Origin of the sequence: Nocardia brasiliensis IFM 10847 (assembly GCF_000710915.1) — a bacterium.
Classification (GTDB): domain Bacteria; phylum Actinomycetota; class Actinomycetes; order Mycobacteriales; family Mycobacteriaceae; genus Nocardia; species Nocardia brasiliensis_A.
The window spans coordinates 1-22,667 of the sequence record NZ_BAUA01000035.1 but is presented as its reverse complement, the minus strand read 5'-3'; the positions used below and the strand labels follow the sequence as shown (position 1 = coordinate 22,667).

Below are 22,667 nucleotides of genomic sequence, written 5' to 3'. Positions count from 1 at the left end.
CACGCGACGGGCGGAACGAGGTTCATCGGGCTGTGCGGGCAGCGCGTGAGCGCCGGATTTCCCGGTGCGGACCGGTGTCGCGGCGCAGCCGGCGCAGGAGTGCTACGCCGAGAACGCCCAGTCCGAGTCCGCCGTAGCCGGCCGAGAACGGCAGTCCGAGGAATACCGCGTGCGCGAGCGCGGACCCGAGCCAGGTCCACAGGAACACCAGCACGGGCACCAGCACGCCGGCCTCGGTGGCCGATCTGCGCCGGTTCCTGTCCAGGCCTGCTGACAGTTTGTCCAGTCCCGCAGACGCGGGCGCGGCCCGATCCCAGACCGCGAGCAGCGCACCCATCACCAGCGCCACCGCGAACCAGCCGAGGTAATTCGTGTACGGAATCTGGGCGAGTCCGGGCAAGCCGGAGTCTGTGTCGCGCCAGGTCCACTGCCCGTCGGCGACCATCTGCGGGTCGAGGAACAGGTCCCATCCCACCGCGCCGATCGCGGTGAGCCCGATGCGTGCCGTCGCCCGGTGCGTCAGCAATCCCGCCACCACCCACACCGGATACAGCCCGCCGGTCCAGGCCAGCGCGACCACCAGCGGTACCCCGCTCAGCGCGGGTCCGAGCCGATCCGTCGCGTATTCGTACCACCCGAACGGCAAACCCGTTGCCGTGCCGAAAATCTCGGCCAGCAGGCCGAGCCCCGACACGATCACCGCGAACCCGAGCGCGAACCGGAGCCCGCGCGTCGCCGTGGCATGCGCCAACGCCGTACCCGCCGAGAGCAGTACGACGACCACGGTGATCCGGTCGCGACCGATCCCCGAGGTCAGCGGATAACAGATCTGTGCGAGCACCAGCATCACGGCGCACGCGGCAGGCACCGAGAACCGTGCCGTCCACCAGAGATCGCCCGCCCGTGCGATTTCGGTGCCGAGTGCCTCGTCCGGCGACTGTGCTTGCGATGTCGCGCCGGGATTCCGGGACACCTCGGGTGGGACGACCGGAACCCGTGTCGGCGGCCCGCTCATCGCCTGGCCCGCCTCGGACAACCCGCTCATCGCTTGCGCGGCAGCGCGAATCGGCTGCGCCGCTGATCGCGCAGTAGCAACTCCGCCGCACTGCGACCACTCGCACCGGAGACCCCGCCGCCCGGGTGGGTGGAGGCGCCGGTGAGATACAGACCGGGCGCTCCGGGCACCCGCTGCCCGGACAGTTCCGGCAGCGGCCGCCACAGCATCATCTGATCCAGCGACATCTCCACGTGCATCACGTTGCCGCCGAGCAGACCCATCTCCCGCTCCAGATCGACCGGCGTCTGCACGTGGCGACGCAGCACCGAGCCGGCGAAACCCGGTGCGTAGGAGTCGACTTCGGCGATGATCCGATCCGCCTCGCGTTCCGCGTGCGCGGCCCACACGCTGCCGTCGGCCAGCCGGTAGGGATGCCATTGCGCCCACAGCGAGAGCTGATGTTCGCCGGGGGGCGCGATGCTCGGGTCCAGCGCGCTGAAGCTCATCGCCAGCACCACCGGGCGCGGCGGCAGGTCACCGGCGGTGGCCGCGCCGTGCGCGAGCCGGAGCTGCCTGCGATCGGAGACGAGAAATTGCAGGCCCCGGGCCGATTCGTCGGGGGAGCTGCCGGGGTAGTGCGGCAACCCGCTGGTGGCCGCCCGCACCACCATGCCGATGCCGGGGCCGACCCGGATGCGCCGCCGCCACTGCGCGAGCACCGCCGCGTCGAATCCGCCGTCGCGCAACAGGTCCAGCGTGGTCAGCACGTGGGTGCCCGCGATCACCTTGTCGGCGTGCAGGTCTCGGCCCGCGGCGGTGCGCACCCGCCAGCCGTTGCCTGCGCGGCGCAGACTGGTCACCGCGTCGCCCGCCGTCACCACGCCGCCGTCCGCGCGCAGCCGCGCGATCAGCGCCGCGGCCAGTGCGCCGCTGCCGCCGACCGCGCGCCCGGGCGGCAGCGTGTGCATCAGCGCGGCGAACCCCACCATCGGCGCGGTGCCGGGTTCCGACATCGGCGGCCCGGACTGGGCGCCGAACCAGGCCAGCGACGCCTTGAGTCGCTCGTCGTCGAAGTAGCTGTCCAGCAAGGCATCACCGGACTGCAGGAATTCGCGGGAGAGGGCGCTGCCGCCGTTCTTCGCGTCCAGCCCCCAGAACGAGCGCACCAGCCGGCCCGGTGTCGGCCCGCCGCGGAACGCACGCATCACCCGGGCGCTGCGCGGACCCCACACCTCGACGAAACGCCGGTACGCCGCGGCCTCGCGATCGCCGCAGGCCGCGGCGATGGACGCGCAGGTGGCGTCGAGATCGCGGTGGAAGACCAGGGGCGCGTGGTCGCCGACCGCCGGGGTGAAACCCCATGGATCACAGTCGATGTAGCGCAGCCCGAAGTCGGCCAGCTCGAGTTCTTCGATGATCCCGGTGTGCCGGATCATGATGTGAGCGGAGGACCCGCGGTCGACCAGATGGCCGGGGAACCGCTCGACCGTCGACACCGCGCCGCCGAGCACGTCGTCGCGTTCGAGCACCTCGACCGCGTGCCCGGCGCGCGCCAGGTAGCAGGCGGCGACCAGTGCGTTGTGGCCGGAACCTACGACGATGACCGTCACGTGACCCTCACGGCTGCTCGGTCGTCCCGTAGAGCGGCAACCGCCGGCCGAGGATGGCGAAGGGCCGATTGTCGCCCGCGAACACGAAATTCCGCACCACGTCGCCGAATCCCTGGCGCCGATACAGCCGCCAGGCCCGGTTGTCCTCCCCGTCCACCTCGGGTGTGGACAGCAGCACCGCTTGTTCGGGGCGGTCGCGCAGCAGCCGTTCGAGCAGGATGGCGCCGATGCCGCGACCCTGGGCGGTGGGGTGCACGTGCAGCTCGGTCAGCTCGAAGTAGTCCGAAAGGAGCTCGCGCGCAGAGTGTTCCGGCCAGCCGGAGCGCCGCATCCCGCTGTGCACCTGCTGGTGCCACCACTGGTGCGCCGCGCCCCGGTAGCCGTAGGCGATCGCCACGATGGGCGCCGAACGTAGGTCGACCTCGCCCGAATCCTCCGGGACCACCGCGGCGACCGCCTGCCACCCGGCCCGGGTGGTGTGCTCGGTCCACATGGGTGCGCGATGGTGTTCGGTACCGCGCGGATAGTCCATCGCCGCGACGTACACCGCCAGCGCATCGTGCAGCCGGGAGCGCAGGGTCGCGACGGAGAGGTCGACGACGACGGGTGCGGGAGTGTGATTGGGCTTGACGGCGGTCATAACTCTCGTCGGTCCACAGCGCAGGCGCGGAAGTTTGTCGGTGGGCGTCTCTATATTCAATCTCAATTCAAACGTTCGAATACCTGTTCGGTCACACCAAGGCTGTGTTGGCTCCAGGTGCTCAGGTCGTGAAGGGACTCCGGAGATGTCTGGTCGGATCGAACATCCGGGGCAGCCCGGTCGTGCGGGCAAGCTCCTGAAGCGAGCGGATGGCCTGCTCATGCAGGCCGCGGGGGAGCGAGACCCGCGGGAACGATTCCGCACCGCCTATCTCGCCGCGCTGCGGGGCGCGGGCGCGGTGATCGCGCTCACCGGAGCGGACAACGCGCCGCGGGCGCGTTCGCGCAACGCGTGGGTGCTCATGCAGGGCGCCGCGCCCGAGTTCACGATGTGGGCCGATTACTTCAGCTCGCGCTCGGAGTTGCGCGCCGCGCTGGAGGCCGGACTCGATCGTGATGTCGACAACGACGAGGCCGACGAGTTCTCTTCGCGGGTAGGCGCATTCCTGCACGACGTGGAAGATCTGCTGTCCGCATCAGCCCGTTTGCGACCTGCGCCGGGCTGGACGGGCGGCTTGACCGGATAGTGACAGGCGGCACGACCGCATAGTTATGGTCGACTAGGTGGTACGCCCCTGATCGAACTCGTATCATTGGTGACAGATAGCCGCCAAGGTCGGCTATCTGTCGCCTACCCGGAGGCGACAGCCACGCCTAGTGCCGGGGGAGGTACCGTGCCACTCTCCGAGCACGAGCAGCGCATGCTCGAACAGATCGAGAGCGCGCTCTATGCTGAGGATCCGAAGTTCGCGTCGTCCGTCCGCGGCGGACGCCTTCGCTCGACCTCGAGTCGTCGCAGACTCCAGGCCGCAGCCCTGTTCGTCCTTGGTCTGTTTCTACTCGTCGCCGGCATCGCTGCTCCAGTGAAGCCGGGCGGCTTTCCGATCATCAGTCTGGTCGGATTCATCGTGATGTTCGCCGCCGGCGTGCTCCTGCTGCTCGGCGGATCCAAGGGCATCACCAAGGACAATCGGTCCGGCGGCGACGCCGCTCCCGGTGGTCCGAGCAGCGGACCGAGCGGGCGTAGCCGCCAACGAAAGTCGGGCGGCTTCTCCGAGCGCATGGAAGATCGCTTCCGGCGCCGGTTCGAGCAGGAGTAGCGCTCGCCGGCGGGTTCGGTGCGGGTCATGCGGTTCGCACCCACCGCGACGAACGGCTTGCTCGTGGCCTGACAACTTCAGCACAGACGGCGACGCCGCACCGACGAGGTGCGGCGTCGCCGTCTCGCGTCCATGGGGTCTCCCACTGTTCCATCGAGATCCCCACCTCGCCCCACCAAGATCCCCCACCTCGCCCCACCAAGATTCCCCACACCGCCCCACGCGGTTCCTCCACATCACCCATCATCGGCCGAGCCGGACCCCACCTGGAGTGTTTGCTGGGTGTTTCCGGGCGTTTGTCCAGGCGGACCGTGCGTGTCGGCAGAACACGCAAAAAGTTCTCCACCTGGGTGATAGCTGGGATGACCTGCGGAATCGTCTGGGCGGGGAGCCAGATCACCGGCGGTTTCGATTGAAAGTGGGGGAAAGTGGGGTAATGTGGAGCGCGCACCACAGGAAAGGCCGACCATCGAGGTGATCGACTAGGGAGGTATCGAGTTGTTTCTCGGTACCTACACACCTCGCTTGGACGACAAGGGGCGACTCACGTTGCCTGCGAAATTTCGAGACGATCTGGCGGGAGGGTTGATGGTCACGAAGGGTCAAGACCACAGCCTTGCCGTGTACCCCAGAGAAGAGTTCACCGCGCTCGCCCGGCGAGCCGCGGCGGCGTCTCGGAGTAACCCGCAGGCCCGCGCGTTCGTCCGGGCACTCGCGGCCGGTACGGACGAACAGCGTCCGGACGCGCAGGGCCGGATCGTGTTGTCGGCCGAACATCGTCGCTACGCGAACCTGCAACGGGATTGCGTGGTGATCGGTTCGGTCGATTTCCTCGAAATATGGGACAAGCAGGCGTGGGACTCCTACCTCGCCGAGCACGAGGAGGACTTCTCGCAAGCGAGAGACGAGTCGCTGGGCGGAATCTTCTAGCCCCGAGCGAACGAGTGCCGCGCGGCCTCTGCCCGGACGCGGACCCTGACGTACTTCCCCGACGCCAGGTGCCGCGGCTCGGTCAGAGACCACGGGGCATTCGTCTCCGGCAACGGTTTCTTATGCAAAAGCATTGCGGAACAAGGCGACCCGTGCGCGGTGCGCGACGAAGCGAGGCAGATCCCGGGAGGTCGAGGTGAACCATGGACAGCACCTGGACGACCCGCGTGAGCCTCGCCATATTCCCGTTCTGCTCGGCCGCGCCGATGCGTTGCTCGGTCCCGCACTCACCGAGCCGGGTGCCGTCTACCTCGACGCGACTCTCGGATTAGGCGGGCACGCCGAACATTTCCTGCGCACCTACCCGGGTCTGCGGCTGGTGGGGCTGGATCGTGACACCACGGCGCTGAAACTGGCCGGTGACCGGCTCGCGCCGTTCGCCGACCGAATCACGTTGGTGCACACCCGATATGACGGCATCGCCGACGCGCTGAGCGAGGCGGGGCTGAGCGCCGTCGGCTCGGTCTCCGGCATCCTGATGGACCTGGGCGTGTCGTCGATGCAGCTCGATGAGGCCGACCGCGGTTTCGCGTATTCGATCGATGCGCCGCTGGACATGCGGATGGACCCGACCACCGGCCCGACCGCCGCCGATGTGCTCAACACCTACAGCCACGGCGACCTGGCCCGGGTGCTGAAAACCTATGGGGAGGAACGCTTCGCGGGCAAGATCGCCTCCGAGGTGCTGCGCCGTCGTCAGCAGAAGCCGTTCACCACCAGCGCCGAGCTGGTCGAACTGCTCTACGCGACGATCCCCGCCGCGACCCGGCGCACCGGCGGGCACCCGGCCAAACGCACCTTCCAGGCGTTGCGGGTCGAGGTGAACAGCGAACTCGATTCGCTGCGCGCCGCGTTGCCCGCGGCCCTGGACGCGCTGCGGGTGGGCGGGCGGATTGTCGTCATGTCGTATCAGTCGCTGGAAGACAAGGTGGTCAAGCAGGAGTTCGCGCCGCGCGCGGCCTCCCGGACCCCGGTGGACCTGCCCGTCGAATTGCCGGGCATGGGACCGGAATTCCGGATGCTGACCCGTGGCGCCGAGAAGGCGACCGAGGCGGAGATCGAGGAGAACCCGCGCGCCGCTCCGGTTCGGATGCGCGCCGCTGAGCGAATCCAGGAGCGGGGATGAGACGCGTACCCGTGGCGCTCGCCCTCGTGGCCGAGCGCGGATGGCCCACATGGACACGTGGCCGATCGAGACACGCTCAAGCGTGCGCTCCTTCGGCTGAGCCGATGCGGGTCCGTCCCGCATCGATCGCAGGAGGTCGGGAGAGACACGCAGCCGCTGTCGACTTCCGGCGGACCGGGTGCGGGGCCTGGACAAGGGAGGCCGGACGTCCCGCACAGACTCTCGAGGGGACTGGAACATGAGTATTCGGACGCGGACCGTCCAGACGCCGGGGCGCATCGCGCGCCGGGCGCACGAGTCCGAGCGGGTGAAGTCGGGCGCCGCGCAGCGGGCCTATGCACGGCGCCGCACGCGCGCCGAAAGCCGTTCGGACGCACCCGATCTGCCACGGCGGCAGGGTTCGGTCATGGCCACGCGCATTCCGTTCGTGGTGGCGATCATCGCGCTGCTGGGCTGCGGCCTGGCCTTGACGCTGCTGCTGACCACCCGGGCCGCCGAGGACAGCTACCAGCTCGGCGACATCCGAGCCACCAACAAGCGCCTGGCCGACGAGCGTGCGGCCCTGCAGCGCGAGGTGGAGGGCGCGGATTCCGCGCCCGAGCTGGCCGCGCGCGCCCGCGAGCTCGGCATGATCCCGGCCAAGGATCCGGCCCGCCTCGTGGTCGCCCCGGACGGTACCGTGACCGTGATCGGCAAGCCCACGCCGGCCGAGGGGCCGCCGGTGCCCCCGTTGAACGTGTCGCCCTCCGCGCCGGTGCCGCCGCCCGCGGACAACGCCCAGGCGCGTGGTGAGCGGGTGGTGCCGGTGACGACCACGCCGCCCGCGGCTGCCCCACTTCCGGTTCCCGGCACCAACATTCAGGCCAACGCCGCGCCGGTGAGCCCCGTGCCCGCCAGCCCGGTGCCGCCGTCGCCGGTACCGGCCGCGCCGCAGGGCGAGGCCGCGCCGCAGGCCGAAACGCCGCACCAGCCTGTTGATCCCGCTCAAGCACTGCTGGAAAGCCCGCAGCCGCAAGTACTTCCGGGTGACGGAGGCCAACGGTGACGCAGACCAGGCCCGCACCGCGTCAGCGCCGCGGGCCTGGTCCGGCCCGGACCGCCCGGTCCCGGCCCGCCCGGCCCGGCAAGAGCGGGCCGCTGCGCCGACGCCTCGGGGCCGGTCGGATCGCGATGCTGCTCGCCCTCGGGGTGGTGGCGTTGCAGCTCTTGCAGATCCAAACCATCAAGGCCCCAGGCCTTTCCGCGCAGGCGTCGAATCAGCGCGTCATGCATGAACTCGATTACGCGGTGCGCGGCCCGATCACCGATCGCAACGGCAAATCGCTCGCCTTCACCGTCGCGGCGAAACAGCTGAGCTTCCGGCCGGTTCCGGTGCGTAAGCAGCTGGCGGACGCGAAAGCCAAGAGCGACAAGGCTCCTGATCCGGACGAGCGGTTGAAGGCGATCGCCAAGACGGTGCACGAGAAGCTCGGCAAGGCCGGGCCGTCGGAGGCGGACCTGCTGGCCAAGCTGCGCAGTGACGAGAATTTCGTGTACCTGGCGCGCGGTGTGGACCCGCGAATCGCCGCGGATATCCGCACCCAGTTCCCCGAGGTGGGCGCGGACGCGCAGTACCCCCGCGAGTATCCCGGTGGGTCGTTGGCGGCCAACGTGATCGGCGCCACCGGCTGGGACGGGCACGGGCAGATCGGCCTCGAATCGTCGCTGGACTCGGTGCTCGCCGGCACCGACGGATCGCACACCTACGATCGCGGTTCCGACGGCGCGGTCATTCCGGGCAGCTGGCGCGACGAGCAGAATGCCGTGAACGGCAACGGCGTCGAGCTGACCATCGACTCGGATCTGCAGTACTACGTGCAGCAGCAGGTGCAGCAGGCCAGGGACATGTCCGGCGCGCAGGGCGCCTCCGCGGTGGTGCTCGACGCCAGGACGGGTCAGGTGCTGGCCATGGCCAACGACAACACCTTCAATCCGCAACTGCCCGCCTCCACCTGGGATTCGGCCGGGATGAGCAATCCCTCGGTCACTGCCCCGTTCGAGCCCGGCTCGGTGAACAAGATCGTCACCGCGGCCGCCTCGATCGAGTACGGGTTGACGACTCCCGATGAGGTGCACCAGGTTCCGGGCAGCATCCGGATGGCCGGTGTCACCGTCAACGACGCGTGGGAGCACGGTGTCGCGCCGTACACCACCACCGGCATCTTCGGCCGCTCGTCCAACGTGGGCACGCTGATGCTGGCCCAGCGGGTGGGCGAAGACCGGTACGCGGACATGCTCAGCCGGTTCGGCCTCGGCCAGCGCACCGGTGTCGGCCTGCCCGGCGAGAGCAGCGGGCGGGTGCCCGCCCGGGACCAGTGGTCCGGCGGCACCTTCGCGAACCTGCCCATCGGGCAGGGACTTTCGATGACCACGCTGCAGATGACCGGCATGTACCAGACGATCGCGAACGACGGCGTGCGGATTCCGCCGCGCATCGTCAAGGCCAAGATCGGGCCGGACGGCAAGCGCAGCGACGAGCCGCAGCCCGACGGCATCCGGGTGGTGAGTCCGCAGACCGCGGCCACGCTGCGCACCATGTTCCAGGCCGTGACCCAGCGTGACCCGATGAACGCCAACCAGAACGGCACCGGCGCGTCGGCGGCGGTGGAGGGCTACCAGATCGCGGGCAAGACCGGCACGGCGCAGAAAACCGACCCGCGCTGCCACTGCTATTCCAGCGACAGCTACTACATCACCTTCGCCGGCATCGCCCCGGCGGACAATCCGCGCTACGTCGTCGGCCTCATGCTCGACGATCCGGTGCGCAGCTCGGACGGCAGCGGCGGCCAGTCGGCAGCGCCGCTGTTCCACAGCATCGCGTCCTGGGCGTTGCAGCGCGACCGCATTCCGCCGTCGCCGGAACCGTCCAAGAAGTTCGTCCTGCAAGCCGGGTAATGCCTCCGGTAAAGACCGTGCTTGTCGCGCTGTGATCGGTCGCCGGTAACCTGACACGTCGATCGTCGCCGCCGAGAGGAGCCTGATTTCTGTGCAGTCCGGTGAACCGCGTACGTTGCGGCCCGCCCAGCCCCCTGTGACGCCGCTGGCCGCGTTGGCCTCCGCCGCCGGGGCACAGCCGAGCGGCGCGCGGCCGATGGACGCGGTGTCTGTGACCGGCATCGAACAGCGCTCGGGGGCGGTCCTGCCCGGTGACCTGTTCGTCGCGTTACCGGGAGCGCGGGCGCATGGCGCCCGGTTCGCCCGGGACGCGGTCGAGCGGGGCGCGGTGGCGGTGTTCACCGACGCGGCGGGCGCCGAGCTGGCGGGGCCGCTGGAGGTGCCCGTGCTGGTGCGGGAGAACCCGCGTGCGGTGCTCGGCGAATTGTCCGCGGCCGTCTACGGCAATCCGTGCGAGCGGCTGCGCATCGTCGGCATCACCGGCACCTCGGGCAAGACGACCACCTCGTACCTGGTGGAGGCGGGCTTGGCCGCCGCGGGCTGGTCCACCGCGCTGATCGGCACCATCGAGACCCGGATCGGCGGCCGGCGGGTGCCGAGCGCGTTGACCACGCCAGAGGCGCCGCAGCTGCACGCGATGTTCGCGCTGATGGTGGAGCAGGGCGTGGACGCGGTGGTGATGGAGGTGTCCAGCCACGCGCTCGCGCTCGGCCGGGTGGACGGCGTGCGGTTCGCCGTGGGCGCGTTCACCAATCTGTCGCAGGACCATTTGGACTTCCACGCCGATTTCGAGGACTACTTCGCGGCCAAGCGCAGGCTGTTCGAGCCGAGTTCGCCGATCGCCGCGCGCACCGCGGTGGTCTGCGTCGACGACCAGTGGGGGCGGCGGCTCGCGGACGGACTCGACGCGCCGATCACGGTGTCCACCGTCGAACTGCGCGCGTCCGGTCCGGACGCGCCCGCCGAGCCGGAGCACGTCGCGGCCAGCGATTGGTCGCTCGACGGTGCGATCAGCACGCACGGCGGCGAGCAGGAGTTCACCGCGGCCGGTCCGAACGGCGCCGTCGATGTGCGGCTGCGCCTGCCCGGCCGCTACAACGTGGCCAACGGCCTGCTCGCGGTGGCGATCTGCGCGGCGGCCGGCGTGGACGCCGCGGTGGCCGCGCCCGCGCTGGCGACCGTCGATGTGCCGGGCCGGATGCAGCGGGTGGAGCGCGGCCAGGACTTCCTCGCGATCGTCGACTACGCGCACAAGCCTGCCGCGCTGGAATCGGTGATCGCCACTCTGCGTGGCTATCTCGCGGACGACGCGCCCGACGTGCCGGGGCGGCTCGCCGTGGTGGTCGGCGCCGGCGGTGACCGCGACGCGGGCAAGCGCGCGATGATGGGCGCGGTGGGCGCGCACGCCGACCTGCTGATCATCACCGACGACAACCCGCGCAGCGAAGACCCGGCGAGCATCCGCGCGGCGCTGCGGGCGGGTGCGCTGGAACTGCCCGAAGCCGCGCGCGGTACCGTGCTCGAGCTCGGTGATCGCGCCGAAGCCATTGCGGCGGCCGTGAATTGGGCGCAGCCCGGCGACGTGGTGCTGGTCGCGGGCAAGGGCCACGAGACAGGGCAGGAGATCCAGGGCGTGAAGTACCCCTTCGACGATCGCGACGTGCTCGCGGCGGCACTGGACAGGCGAAGTCCGCAGCACGCGGACGCGGAGGACTTGACGGTTTCATGATCGAGATGACACTGCGGGAGATCGCGGACGTCGTGGGCGGCACGCTGCACGACGTACCCGACCCGGAGGTGCGAGTGACCGGTTCGGTCGAATTCGATTCGCGCCGAATCGGTTCCGGCGATCTGTTCCTGGCCCTGCCGGGGGAGCGCGTGGACGGCCACGACTACGCGGACGCGGCGATCGCCGCGGGCGCGACAGCCGTGCTCGCCGCCCGCCCGGTGGGAGTGCCCGCCATCGTGGTCGCGCCGAACCCCGGCTCGGTGCCGTCGAGTTCGGTTGCGCTGAGCGGTGATTCGGACGGATCGGGCGCCGCGGTGCTGGCCGCGCTGGCCGACCTGGCGCGCGCGAGCGCGCAACGCCTCACCGCGGCAGGCAGTCTCACGGTGATCGGGGTGACCGGGTCGTCCGGCAAGACCTCCACCAAGGATCTGCTCGCGGCGGTGCTCGCACCGCTCGGTCCCGTTGTCGCCCCGCCCGGTTCGTTCAACAACGAGCTGGGGCACCCGTGGACGGCGTTGCGCGCCAACGCCGAGACCCGGTTCCTGGTGCTCGAGCTGTCGGCCCGCGGGCCGGGACATATCGCCGCGCTCGCCGAGGTCGCGCCGCCGGCGATCGGCGTCGTGCTCAACGTCGGCACCGCGCATCTCGGGGAATTCGGCAGCCGCGAGGCCATCGCCAAGACCAAAGGCGAACTGGTGCAGGCGCTTCCGCCGACCGGCCTGGCCGTGCTCAACGCCGACGACCCGCAGGTCGCCGCCATGGCCGCGCGCACGACCGCGCGCGTGGTGACCGTCGGGCTCGCCGAGGGCGCCGACATCCGGGCCACCGACGTTCGCCTCGACGACGAAGCGCGCGCCGGTTTCACCCTGCACACCGCCGCGGGCAGTGTGCCGGTGCGACTGGCCGTGCACGGCGAACATCAGGTCGGCAACGCGCTTTCCGCGACCGCGGTCGCCCTGGAATGCGGTGCCGAACTGGATGCGATCGCCGCCGCCCTGTCCGGGGCGCACGCCGCGTCGGCCCGGCGCATGGACGTGCGCACCACCACCGACGGGGTCACCGTCGTCAACGACTCCTACAACGCCAACCCCGACTCGGTGCGTGCCGCGCTCAAGGCGCTGGTCACCATGTCGCGGTCCGGCGAAACCCCGCGGCGCAGCTGGGCGGTGCTCGGCGAAATGGGTGAGCTGGGCGAGGAATCCGTGCTCGAGCACGACCGGATCGGGCGGCTCGCGGTGCGCCTGGATGTGGACCGGCTCGTCGTCGTCGGGTCCGGAAGGCCGTCCCGCGCGATGCACCAGGGAGCCGTGATGGAAGGCTCATGGGGTGAGGAGTCGATCCTGGTGCCCGACATCGGCGCCGCCATCGCGTTGCTCGACGACGAAATCGAGCCCGGCGACGTGGTGCTCGTGAAAGCGTCGAAGTCGGTGGGCCTCTGGGAGGTCGCCGAACACCTGATCAACACCGAGCGCGACCACAACAAGGCGGAGGCGTTGGAGTGAGGGAGCGTAGCGAGCGAACCATGGGCGCAGCGACCATTTGTCTTACGACGGAGCCGAGCGTCAGCGAGGCGGAGTCGTGAGGGAGCGTAGCGAGCGAACCATGGGCGCAGCGACCATTTGTCTTACGACGGAGCCGAGCGTCAGCGAGGCGGAGTCGTGAGACAGATTTTGTTCGCGGCGGCGATCGCGCTCGCCGTCTCGATTCTGCTGACCCCACTGCTGATCAAGATGTTCGCCAAGCAGGGTTTCGGCCAGGAGATCCGGGTCGACGGCCCGGCCAGCCATCAGGCCAAGCGGGGCACGCCCACGATGGGCGGTGTCGCGATCATCGTCGGCATGTGGGCCGGTTATCTGGGTTCGCACCTGATCGGCATCGGCTACAACGCCGACGGCCCGTCGGCGTCCGGTCTGCTGGTGCTCGGCCTGGCCACCGCGCTGGGTGGCGTCGGTTTCGTGGACGATTTCATCAAGATCCGTAAGCAGCGCAATCTCGGTCTCACCGCCGCGGGCAAGTATCTCGGGCAGTTGACCTCCGCCGTCGTCTTCGGCGTGCTCGCGTTGCAGTTCCGCGGGGCGAGCGGGCTCACGCCGGCCAGCAGGCATCTTTCCTATGTGCGCGACATCAGCACGGTGACCATGGGTGTCGTCGTGTTCCTGGTGTTCGTCTGCCTGGTCGTCGTCGCCTGGTCCAACGCGGTGAATCTCACCGACGGCCTGGACGGGCTCGCGGCCGGCTCGATGAGCCTGGTGCTCGGCGGCTACGTGGTGATCACGTTCTGGCAGTACTACCACGCGTGCGAGACCAAGCCCGAGACCGGTTGCTACAACGTGCGCGACCCGCTCGATCTGGCGCTGGTGTGCGCCGCGGGCGCCGCGGCCTGCGTCGGCTTCCTGTGGTGGAATGCCGCGCCCGCCAAGATCTTCATGGGCGACACCGGTTCGCTGGCGCTCGGCGGCCTGCTGGCCGGCCTGTCCATCACCACCCGCACCGAACTGCTGATGATCGTGATCGGCGCGCTGTTCGTCGCCGAGACGCTGTCGGTGGTGCTGCAGGTGGCGGTGTACCGCACCACGCGCAACCGGTTGTTCAAGATGGCGCCGTTCCATCATCACTTCGAACTCAGTAAATGGGCCGAGACTACGGTGATCATCAGGTTCTGGCTATTGGCCGCGATAGCTTCCGCGGTCGGACTCGGGTTGTTCTACAGCGAATATCTCTCTGCGGTCGGGTGAACTAGCGATGGTCGAACATTCTCCTCGGGCCCTGCGTACACCAGGGCCCATGCTCGAATTCCTGCGTGGCCGTGACGTTCTCGTCGCGGGCTGGGGTGTGTCGGGGCGCTCGCTGGTCGAGCCGCTGCGCGATATCGGGGCGCGCCCGGTGGTCACCGACGGCGGCGCCGCGGCGCTGGCCGAGGCGGCCGGGCTCGGCCTGGACATCGCCACCTGCGTCGAACTCGAATCCACCGACTGGAGCCGGTTCGCGCTGGTGATCACCAGTCCGGGCTGGCGGCCCGATTCGCCGGTGCTGGCCGCGGCGGTCGCCGAGGGCACGCCGGTCTGGGGTGACGTCGAATTCGCCTGGTGGGTGGATCAAGCCAGGATCTACGGGCCGGTGCGCAAGTGGCTGGTGATCACCGGGACCAACGGCAAGACCACCACCACGCAGATGACGCACGCCATCCTGCGCGCCGCGGGCATCCCCAGCGTCGCGTGCGGGAATATCGGCCTGCCGATCCTGGATGCCTTGCGGCGCAACCCCGGTCCGCAGGTGCTCGCCGTCGAGCTGTCCTCGTTCCAGCTGCACTGGGCGCCCTCGGTGCGCCCGGAGGCGGGCGTGGTGCTCAATGTGGCCGAGGATCACCTGGATTGGCACGGCGGCCTCGACGCCTATGCCGCGGCCAAGGCGCGCGCGCTGTTCGGCCGGGTCGGCGTGGTCGGGCTCGACGACCCGGTGGCGGCCTCGCTGGCCCGGCGCAGCAAGGCGCGCCGGACCGTCGGCTTCCGTATCGGCGTACCCGCAGACGGTGAACTCGGCGTGGTGGACGGCAAACTGCTGGACCGCGCGTTCACCAAGGCCGCGATCCTGGCCGAGGTCGGCGACATCAGCCCGCCGGGACCGGCGGGCGTCGCGGACGCGCTCGCGGCCTCCGCGCTGACCCGCGCCATCGACGTTGCCCCGCAGTTCATCCGGGAAGGCCTGATCGAGCACAAGGTCGGCCCGCACCGTTCGGCGTTCGTCGCCGAGGTGGGCGGCGTCGACTTCATCGATGACTCCAAGGCCACCAACCCGCATGCCGCGCGCACCGCGATCCTGGCGCACCCGCAGGTGGTCTGGCTCGCGGGCGGGCAGCTCAAGGGCGCCCAGATCGAGGATCTCGTGGAGGAGGTCGCCGACCGGCTGGTCGCCGTGGTGCTGATCGGGGCCGACGCGCCGGTTTTCGCCGCCGCATTGGCGCGACACGCGCCCGAGGTCCCGGTCGTCGAGCTGATCGCGGGAGACGATGCAGGGATGGGTGCGGACGCGTCGAGAACCGATGAGGCCGACGCCGTGATGGCGCGGGCGGTACGGGCCGCGGCCGGGTACGCCCGTCGCGGGGACACCGTGCTGCTCGCCCCCGCCGCGGCGTCGTTGGACATGTTCACCGACTACACGCATCGGGGCCGCAGTTTCGCGGCGTCGGTGCACGCACTGGAAGACGGTGACGTCGGGCGGCAACTATGACCTCGCGCCGTGCGCTCCGGCCCCGGAGACGGCAGCGCGGCGAAACCGTGGAGGGCTCGTGAGCGGCGCAGATCAGACGCACACCGCACGGCGGGTCGACCCGCGCGCCGGTGCCCGGTTCGTGGCCTGGCTCGCGCGGCCGCTCGCGTCCTTCCATCTGGTGGTCACCATCGCCACGCTGCTCACGGTGCTGGGTCTGGTAATGGTGCTCTCGGCATCGAGCGTCGAGGCGTATGTCGATGGGGGCTCGGCGTATTCGCTGTTCATCCAGCAGGCGATGTTCGCGGCGATCGGTGCCGTGCTGTTCTATCTGGCGCTGCGGATTCCGTTGCGCAGGCTGCGCCAGTGGTCGTTCCCGCTGTTCGTGGTGTCGGTGCTCGGGCTGGTGCTGGTGCTGGTGCCCGGCATCGGTTCCAAGGTGCAGGGCGCCCGGCGCTGGATCGATCTCGGGTTCTTCTCGGTGCAGCCGTCGGAGATCGTCAAGGTCACGCTGGTCGTCTGGGGCGCGCACCTGCTGGCGTCGCGGCGGTCGGAGCACGCGTCCCTCAAGGACATCCTGATGCCGCTGGTGCCCGCCGGTCTGCTGGTGTGCCTGCTCGTGGTGGTGGAGCCGAACCTGTCCACCACCATCGCGCTCGGCATCGTGCTCGCGGCGCTGCTGTGGTTCGGCGGCCTGCCGTTGCGCCTGTTCGTCACCATCGCGGTGTCCGGCCTGATCGCCGCCGCGGTGCTCGCGCTCTCGGCCGGTTACCGGTCCGATCGGATGCGCGCCTTCTTCAACCCCGGTGACGACCCGCAGGGCATCAACTACCAAGCGCGCCAAGCGCTGTACTCGCTGGCCGACGGTGGTATCTGGGGGCGCGGTCTCGGGCAGAGCCGGGCCAAGTGGAGCTATCTGCCCAACTCGCACAACGACTTCATCTTCGCCATCATCGGCGAGGAACTCGGCTTCTTCGGCTGTGCCCTGGTACTCGGACTCTTCGCGCTGTTCGTCTACACCGGGCTGCGCATCGCGAGCCGGTCGGTGGATCCGTTCCTGCGGCTGCTCACCGCGACCGCGACGACCTGGATCACCGGCCAGGCCCTGATCAACATCGGCTACGTGGTCGGGCTGCTGCCGGTGACCGGGCTGCAGCTGCCGCTGGTGTCGGCGGGCGGTTCGTCGCTGGCGATCACCCTGTTCATGTTCGGCATCATCGCCAACGCCGCCCGGCATGAGCCCGAGGCGGTTTCGGCGCTGCACGCCGGGCAGGACGGTAGATTCAGCAGGCTGCTGCGCCTGCCCAAACCCGAGGTGTACTCGCCGGCCCGGGCCAGTGCCGCCAGAGCGAAATCCGCACAGCGGGGCAAGGCGCCGCGGTCGGGCAGACAGGCGGCGTTGCCACCCGGCCGTCGCGGCCAGGGCGAACCGGGCAGGCGCCGCTCGCCGGAAAGCCGCGGCACCAGCTCGCTGCGGGCCACCAGGGCATGGGAACCCAGCTATCCGGTCAACCACGCAAGAGAACGGGGAAGATCTAGGTGATCTCGGTAATCGTCGCCGGCGGCGGCACGGCGGGCCACATCGAGCCGGCGCTGGCGGTGGCGGACGCGCTGCGACGGCTCGACGATTCGATCCGGGTGACGGCGCTCGGTACCGAACGCGGCCTGGAAACCCGCCTGATCCCCGAACGCGGCTATCCGCTCGAGCTGATCCCGCCGGTTCCGTTGCCCCGCAAGCCGACCACCGATCTGCTGCGATTGCCCGGCCGGGTGCGTGCCTCGGTGGCGCAGGCCCGAGCGGTGATCGATCGGGTCGAGGCGGATGTGATCGTCGGGTTCGGCGGCTACGTCGCGCTGCCCGCGTACCTGGCCGCCGGGCCGGGGCTGCTGCGCCGCCGGCGCGCGGTGCCGGTGGTGGTGCACGAGGCCAACGCCAAGGCCGGCATCGCGAACAAGGTCGGCGCCCGGCGCGCGCGCCGCGTGCTCGCGGCGGTGCCCGACTCCGGACTGGCCGGGGCGCAGGTCGTCGGCATCCCGGTGCGCGCGGCCATCACCACGCTGGATCGTGCCGCGTTGCGCGCCGAGGCCAGGGCGCATTTCGGGCTGCCCGCCGAGGGACCGGTGCTGCTGGTGTTCGGTGGCTCGCAGGGCGCGGTCAGCCTGAACGACGCGGTGTCCGGCGCCGCGGCGCAGCTGGCCGCGGCCGGTATCTCGGTGCTGCACGCGCACGGTCCCAAGAACACCCTCGAGGTCGCGGCCGGCGACGGTGCGGCGCGCTATGTCGCGGTGCCGTATCTTTCCCGGATGGACCTCGCCTACGCCGCCGCCGACGCGGTGGTCTGCCGGTCGGGCGCGATGACCGTCGCCGAGGTGTCGGCGGTCGGGCTGCCCGCGTTCTACGTGCCACTGCCGCATGGCAACGGTGAGCAGGAGCTCAACGCCGGACCGGTGGTCCGGCAGGGCGGTGGCAGAATTGTCCCCGATTCGGAGCTGACGCCGAAATACGTGATCGACGAGGTGATTCCGCTGCTCATGGACCCCGCACGGCTGATCGAGATGGGCCGTGCCGCCGCCGGTGCCGGGCACCGCGACGCCGCCGACGAGGTGGCGCGCATCGTGCTGGAGGTCGCCGGATGACCGACGAGGACCTGTCGGCCTTGCCGCCCGCGCTCGAACGGGTGCACATGGTCGGCATCGGCGGTGCCGGGATGTCCGGTATCGCGCGGATCCTGTTGTCCCGCGGCGGCGCGGTGTCCGGGTCGGACGCCAAGGAGAGCCGCGGGGTGCTCGCGCTGCGGGCACGCGGCGCGCAGGTGCGCATCGGGCACGACGCCAGCGCGCTGGACCTGCTGCCCGGCGGCCCGACCGTGGTGGTCACCACCTACGCGGCCATCCCGAAGACCAATCCCGAACTGGTGGAAGCGAATCGGCGCGAGATCCCGGTGCTGCTGCGCCCGGCCGTGCTCGCCTCGCTGATGCAGGGGCATCGCACGCTGCTGGTGTCGGGTACCCACGGCAAGACCTCCACCACCTCGATGCTCATCGTGTCGCTACAGCATTGCGGCTTCGATCCGTCCTTCGCGGTCGGCGGGGAGTTGAACGAGGCGGGCACCAACGCCCACCACGGCACCGGGGACATCTTCGTCGCCGAGGCCGACGAGAGCGACGGGTCGCTGCTGCAATACGAGCCGGACGTCGCGGTGGTCACCAACATCGAGTCCGATCACCTGGACTTCTTCGGCACCGACGAGGCCTACGTGCAGGTCTTCGACGATTTCGCCGACCGTTTGAGCGCGGGCGGTCTGCTGGTCGTCTGTCTGGACGATCCCGGTTCGTTCGCGCTGGCCGAGCGGGTCGGCGCGCGCCTGGCCGAGAAGAACGTGCAGGTACTCGGTTACGGCTCCGGCGAACTCGCCGACGCGCCGGTGCCGGTCGGGGTGCGACTGCACAGCTGGGAGCCGCGCGACGTCGGCGGTATCGCCCAGTTCCAGCTCGCCGACGAGGCCGCGCCGCGCACCCTGCGGTTGTCGGTGCCGGGCAGGCACATGGCCTTGAACGCGCTCGCCGCGCTGCTCGCGGCCCGCGCCGCAGGGGCCGACGTGGACGAGATCGTGCAGGGCCTGGAGGGCTTCGGCGGTGTGCACCGGCGATTCCAGTTCGCGGGCCGGGAGAACGGCGTGCGTGTCTTCGACGATTACGCCCATCACCCGACCGAGGTGCGCGCGGTGCTCGGCGCCGCCGCCGAACTGGTGCAGCAGGAGGCCCGCGACGGTGCTCGGTCGCGGCAGGGGCGCGTCATCGTGGTGTTCCAGCCGCATCTGTACAGCCGCACCGCGACGTTCGCCGCGGAGTTCGGCACCGCGCTCAGCCTCGCCGACGAAGTGGTGGTGCTCGATGTGTACGGCGCGCGCGAGAAGCCGCTGCCCGGTGTGAACGGCGCACTGGTGGCCCAGTCGGTCACCAAACCCGTGCACTACCAACCCGATATGTCGCGGGTGGGCAAGCAGGTCGCGCGGCTCGCGCTGCCCGGCGATGTGGTGATCACCATGGGCGCGGGTGATGTGACGATGCTGGGCAGTCAGATCCTGGACGGTTTACGGGCGCGGCCCCAGTACGGGCGATGAGCGCCGAGACGAAGCGGCCGCGCACGCACCGGCGGCCCGGCGGAGCGGAGTCGTGATGGCCAGGCGTGGCAGCAGGCGCGACGGCGCGCCCCGGCGCGGATTCGCCGTGGCGCGTTCGGCCGGTGCGCTGTTCGGCGCGGACGGAGTCCGGCGCTTCTGGTTGTGGGGATTGCTGGGCGTGTGCGTCCTTGCGATCGTCGCGGCCGTCGCGTGGTTCACCCCGGTGCTCTCGGTGCGCACCGTCAAGATCGACGGCGCGGTCGCGGTGCCCGAACAGCAGGTGCGCGAACTTCTCGAAATTCCGTCGGGGCGCTCGATGTTGCGCATCGATACCACCGAGATCGCGCGGCGGGTGGCCGGTATTCCCAAGGTACGCACGGCCCGGGTGCAGCGGGTTTTTCCGTCGACGGTGAAAGTGACCGTCGTCGAGCGGGTTCCGGTGTTGTTTTTCGAGAGTCCGCAGGGCGCGCACCTGTTGGACGCGGAGAGCGTGGAATTCGCGATCGAACCGGCGCCGATCGGGGTGCCGAAGTTGATCACCGATCATCCCGCGAGCGACGACCCGGTCACCGAGGCCGCGGTCGCGGTGCTCACCGCATTGCCGCCTGCGCTGGGCATTCAGGTGGACGAGGTTGTGGCACGGTCCATTTCAGATATTTCGCTGAATCTGAAGGATGGGCGCACGGTACTCTGGGGCGGGATGAACGACGCCGAGCGCAAGTCGGCGGTCGTACTGCCGCTGCTGACCCGCCCCGGAACGGTGTTCGATGTTTCGAGTCCTAATCTGGTCACGGTAAAGTGATCGATACCCATTGCGCCCGCGTCGAATTGCAGTATTCGACGGGCGGCGCTCGCGGTCCCCTCGTGGATCTGCGAGCCGCTGCCTTCGGGCCGGGCGCTCACGCCGCCGCGCTTGTACAGGCCGGCGGGCGGGGCGCCGGGGGGCAACCGTTCACCATACTTCGTGTGGGTCGGCGAAACGAGAGGGATCACACAAGATTCTGTGTCTCGTTTCGGCGCGCCTGCGCGCGGTTTGCGGCGGCGGCGAATAGCGTTCCGCAGCAGTCGGATACTTGACATAACGCTAACCCTATGGTTCAGCTTTAGGGTTTGCCCGAGCGGCGGTTCGCTGAGTACAGCCGCTCAGGCGAAACCGGCGGAGTGTCTCGAATCCGAAAACGACAGGCTTTAGATCGAAGGAAGGCGAGAGCCCATGACGCCCCCGCACAACTACCTTGCCGTGATCAAGGTCGTCGGTATCGGCGGCGGCGGTGTGAATGCCGTCAACCGGATGATCGAACAGGGTCTCAAAGGTGTCGAGTTCATCGCGGTCAATACCGACGCGCAGGCTCTGCTGATGAGTGATGCCGACGTCAAGCTCGACGTCGGCCGGGAACTCACCCGTGGTCTCGGGGCCGGCGCCGACCCCGAGGTCGGCCGCAAGGCGGCCGAGGACCACAAGGACGAGATCGAAGAGGTGCTCAAGGGCGCCGACATGGTCTTCGTGACGGCGGGTGAGGGCGGTGGCACCGGCACCGGCGGTGCGCCGGTCGTCGCCCAGATCGCCCGCAAGCTCGGCGCGCTGACCATCGGCGTGGTCACCCGCCCGTTCTCGTTCGAGGGCAAGCGGCGCGGCAACCAGGCCGAGGTCGGCATCAACCAGCTGCGCGAATCCTGCGACACGCTCATCGTGATCCCGAACGACCGGCTGCTCCAGCTCGGCGACGCGGCGGTCAGCCTGATGGACGCGTTCCGCTCGGCCGACGAGGTGCTGCTCAACGGTGTCCAGGGCATCACCGACCTGATCACCACGCCGGGTCTGATCAACGTCGACTTCGCCGACGTCAAGAGCGTGATGTCGGGGGCGGGCAGCGCCCTGATGGGCATCGGCTCCGCCCGCGGCGAGGGCCGGTCGGTGAAAGCGGCCGAGTCCGCGATCAATTCGCCGCTGCTCGAGGCGTCGATGGACGGCGCGCACGGCGTGCTGCTGTCGATCGCGGGCGGCTCGGACCTCGGCCTGTTCGAGATCAACGAGGCGGCCTCGCTGGTGCAGGAGGCCGCGCATATCGAGGCCAACATCATCTTCGGCACGGTGATCGACGATTCGCTCGGCGACGAGGTGCGCGTCACCGTGATCGCCGCGGGCTTCGACGGCGGCGGGCCCGCCCGGCGGACCTTCGACACCACCGGCCGCAGCACCATCGGCTCGGCCCGTTCCGGCGAGATCGGCCAGAGCCGCAGCACCGAGGTCGCCGCCCGCAGCACCGACACCGCGGCCGCCGGCGCGAGCGCCTCGACCCGCGGCGCCGTGCCGAGCTACCGCGACTCCGAACGCGCCCGGCTGGCCGAACCCACGGTCGCCAACAACCCGCGCGCACACATCGAACCCCCCGACGATGACGACGACGACGTCGACGTCCCGTCCTTCATGCGCCGCTGACCCACCCGCCGCCCCTGACCCACCCGCGTCCCGCGCGGCCCGGACCCACCCGCTGCGCCCCTGCTCTACCCGCGTCCCGCGCGGCCCTGACTCACCCGCGTCGGGCGCGGCCCTGACTCACCCGCGTCGGGCGCGGCCCTGACTCACCCGCGTCGGGCGCGGCCCTGACTCACCCGCGTCGGGCGCGGCCCTGACTCACCCGCGTCGGGCGCGGCCCTGACTCACCCGCGTCGGGCGCGGCCCTGAGCCACCCGCGTTCGGCGCGGCCCTGAGCCACCCGCGTCCCGCGCGGCCTCTGACCCCACAGAGCGTCCGTACCCTGCACAGCCCTGTTGCAGCGCACGGACGCTCTGTGCTTTACGGCCCCGTCTCAGCCGTCGTCTCCGCCGAGTCGATGGTGGCCAGCCGTGCACTGTCCGCACCCCACGCAGCGGCGTGCGCACCCCGCGTCCGTGTGCGCGTTGCGCACGTGTTCGCGCTCCGCGCAGGTGTTCGCGCCCCGCGCAGCGGCGTGCGCACCCCGCGTCCGTGTTCGCGCTGCGCAGGTGTTCGCGCCCCGTGCAGGTGTTCGCGCGCTGCGCAGGTGTTCGCGCGCCGCGCAGGTTTTCGTCGGCAATTTCATGCGCGCGGTCGTGGAAAGTGCGCATGGTCGTGGTCGTGCGCGTGGCGGTGGAACGTGCGCATGGCTGTGGTTCGTGCGTGGTGTCGCCGG

Annotated in this window: 18 protein-coding genes; 15 read left to right on the top strand and 3 right to left on the bottom strand. The window is 70.2% G+C overall.

Features of this window, described 5'->3' with window-relative positions; translation table 11 throughout:
• Positions 1 to 22: 22 nt before the first annotated feature.
• The 3 genes from NBRGI_RS43495 to NBRGI_RS06775 all read right to left on the bottom strand — a co-directional run bounded on the left by NBRGI_RS43495 (position 23) and on the right by NBRGI_RS06775 (position 3,247).
• Positions 23 to 847 carry a carotenoid biosynthesis protein gene (locus tag NBRGI_RS43495; RefSeq protein WP_051727551.1) on the bottom strand — a complete coding sequence of 275 codons (825 nt, stop codon included), beginning with the start codon at positions 845 to 847 and terminating at the stop codon, positions 23 to 25.
• Between the two features lie 194 nt (positions 848 to 1,041).
• Positions 1,042 to 2,607 carry a phytoene desaturase family protein gene (locus NBRGI_RS06780; RefSeq protein ID WP_029893610.1) on the bottom strand — a complete coding sequence of 522 codons (1,566 nt, stop codon included), beginning with the start codon at positions 2,605 to 2,607 and terminating at the stop codon, positions 1,042 to 1,044.
• A gap of 7 nt (positions 2,608 to 2,614) precedes the next feature.
• A complete protein-coding gene (locus NBRGI_RS06775; RefSeq protein ID WP_029893608.1) occupies positions 2,615 to 3,247 on the bottom strand; it encodes a GNAT family N-acetyltransferase in 633 nt (210 codons plus the stop codon).
• 145 nt (positions 3,248 to 3,392) lie between these two features.
• Between NBRGI_RS06775 and NBRGI_RS06770 the strand changes: the two genes are divergently transcribed.
• The 15 genes from NBRGI_RS06770 (at position 3,393) to ftsZ (ending at position 21,955) form a co-directional block, all read left to right on the top strand.
• Positions 3,393 to 3,833, top strand: coding sequence for an SAV_6107 family HEPN domain-containing protein (locus NBRGI_RS06770; RefSeq protein ID WP_036557741.1), 441 nt, complete (start codon positions 3,393 to 3,395; stop codon positions 3,831 to 3,833).
• 147 nt (positions 3,834 to 3,980) lie between these two features.
• A complete protein-coding gene (locus NBRGI_RS06765) occupies positions 3,981 to 4,406 on the top strand; it encodes a DUF3040 domain-containing protein (protein WP_029893604.1) in 426 nt (141 codons plus the stop codon).
• A gap of 498 nt (positions 4,407 to 4,904) precedes the next feature.
• The gene (gene mraZ / locus NBRGI_RS06760) at positions 4,905 to 5,336 is read left to right on the top strand and encodes a division/cell wall cluster transcriptional repressor MraZ (protein ID WP_014983152.1); all 432 of its coding nucleotides are present in this window, start codon (positions 4,905 to 4,907) and stop codon (positions 5,334 to 5,336) included.
• 196 nt (positions 5,337 to 5,532) lie between these two features.
• Entirely contained in the window at positions 5,533 to 6,522 is a 990-nt protein-coding gene (gene rsmH, locus NBRGI_RS06755) for a 16S rRNA (cytosine(1402)-N(4))-methyltransferase RsmH (RefSeq protein WP_051727541.1), read from the top strand.
• Between the two features lie 238 nt (positions 6,523 to 6,760).
• Complete coding sequence (locus NBRGI_RS06750; protein WP_029893599.1) at positions 6,761 to 7,567, top strand: hypothetical protein; 807 nt, start codon at positions 6,761 to 6,763, stop codon at positions 7,565 to 7,567.
• Positions 7,564 to 9,456: a peptidoglycan D,D-transpeptidase FtsI family protein gene (locus tag NBRGI_RS06745; protein ID WP_370627695.1), complete on the top strand. Its 1,893-nt coding sequence runs from the start codon at positions 7,564 to 7,566 to the stop codon at positions 9,454 to 9,456. Before NBRGI_RS06750 ends, NBRGI_RS06745 begins: the two co-directional genes overlap by 4 nt.
• A 91-nt stretch (positions 9,457 to 9,547) precedes the next feature.
• Positions 9,548 to 11,185, top strand: a complete 1,638-nt coding sequence (locus tag NBRGI_RS06740; RefSeq protein WP_029893595.1) for a UDP-N-acetylmuramoyl-L-alanyl-D-glutamate--2,6-diaminopimelate ligase — start codon at positions 9,548 to 9,550, stop codon at positions 11,183 to 11,185.
• Positions 11,182 to 12,687 (top strand): UDP-N-acetylmuramoyl-tripeptide--D-alanyl-D-alanine ligase, encoded by a 1,506-nt coding sequence (locus NBRGI_RS06735; protein ID WP_029893593.1) that lies wholly within the window; start codon positions 11,182 to 11,184, stop codon positions 12,685 to 12,687. Before NBRGI_RS06740 ends, NBRGI_RS06735 begins: the two co-directional genes overlap by 4 nt.
• A gap of 156 nt (positions 12,688 to 12,843) precedes the next feature.
• Positions 12,844 to 13,920, top strand: a complete 1,077-nt coding sequence (gene mraY, locus NBRGI_RS06730) for a phospho-N-acetylmuramoyl-pentapeptide-transferase (RefSeq protein WP_029893591.1) — start codon at positions 12,844 to 12,846, stop codon at positions 13,918 to 13,920.
• 49 nt (positions 13,921 to 13,969) lie between these two features.
• Entirely contained in the window at positions 13,970 to 15,412 is a 1,443-nt protein-coding gene (gene murD, locus NBRGI_RS06725) for a UDP-N-acetylmuramoyl-L-alanine--D-glutamate ligase (protein ID WP_029893589.1), read from the top strand.
• Between the two features lie 58 nt (positions 15,413 to 15,470).
• Positions 15,471 to 16,934, top strand: coding sequence for a putative lipid II flippase FtsW (ftsW, locus tag NBRGI_RS06720; RefSeq protein ID WP_029893587.1), 1,464 nt, complete (start codon positions 15,471 to 15,473; stop codon positions 16,932 to 16,934).
• Positions 16,931 to 18,028 carry an undecaprenyldiphospho-muramoylpentapeptide beta-N-acetylglucosaminyltransferase gene (murG, locus tag NBRGI_RS06715; protein ID WP_029893585.1) on the top strand — a complete coding sequence of 366 codons (1,098 nt, stop codon included), beginning with the start codon at positions 16,931 to 16,933 and terminating at the stop codon, positions 18,026 to 18,028. The genes ftsW and murG overlap by 4 nt, the downstream gene beginning before the upstream one ends.
• The gene (murC, locus tag NBRGI_RS06710) at positions 18,025 to 19,515 is read left to right on the top strand and encodes a UDP-N-acetylmuramate--L-alanine ligase (protein WP_029893583.1); all 1,491 of its coding nucleotides are present in this window, start codon (positions 18,025 to 18,027) and stop codon (positions 19,513 to 19,515) included. The genes murG and murC overlap by 4 nt, the downstream gene beginning before the upstream one ends.
• Before the next feature lie 55 nt (positions 19,516 to 19,570).
• Positions 19,571 to 20,317, top strand: coding sequence for a cell division protein FtsQ/DivIB (locus NBRGI_RS06705; RefSeq protein WP_081877948.1), 747 nt, complete (start codon positions 19,571 to 19,573; stop codon positions 20,315 to 20,317).
• A gap of 411 nt (positions 20,318 to 20,728) precedes the next feature.
• A complete protein-coding gene (ftsZ, locus tag NBRGI_RS06700) occupies positions 20,729 to 21,955 on the top strand; it encodes a cell division protein FtsZ (RefSeq protein WP_029893579.1) in 1,227 nt (408 codons plus the stop codon).
• Positions 21,956 to 22,667: the final 712 nt, after the last annotated feature.

Bases quoted from the DNA above. Each gene is read 5' to 3' on its own strand.
- ftsZ (WP_029893579.1), top strand. From the start codon at position 20,729: ATGACGCCCCCGCACAACTACCTTGCCGTGATCAAGGTCGTCGGTATC.
- murC (WP_029893583.1), top strand. From the start codon at position 18,025: ATGACCGACGAGGACCTGTCGGCCTTGCCGCCCGCGCTCGAACGGGTG.
- NBRGI_RS06735 (WP_029893593.1), top strand. From the start codon at position 11,182: ATGATCGAGATGACACTGCGGGAGATCGCGGACGTCGTGGGCGGCACG.
- NBRGI_RS06775 (WP_029893608.1), bottom strand. From the start codon at position 3,247: ATGACCGCCGTCAAGCCCAATCACACTCCCGCACCCGTCGTCGTCGAC.
- NBRGI_RS06750 (WP_029893599.1), top strand. From the start codon at position 6,761: ATGAGTATTCGGACGCGGACCGTCCAGACGCCGGGGCGCATCGCGCGC.
- NBRGI_RS43495 (WP_051727551.1), bottom strand. From the start codon at position 847: ATGCTGGTGCTCGCACAGATCTGTTATCCGCTGACCTCGGGGATCGGT.
- NBRGI_RS06770 (WP_036557741.1), top strand. From the start codon at position 3,393: ATGTCTGGTCGGATCGAACATCCGGGGCAGCCCGGTCGTGCGGGCAAG.
- murD (WP_029893589.1), top strand. From the start codon at position 13,970: ATGCTCGAATTCCTGCGTGGCCGTGACGTTCTCGTCGCGGGCTGGGGT.
- NBRGI_RS06705 (WP_081877948.1), top strand. From the start codon at position 19,571: ATGGCCAGGCGTGGCAGCAGGCGCGACGGCGCGCCCCGGCGCGGATTC.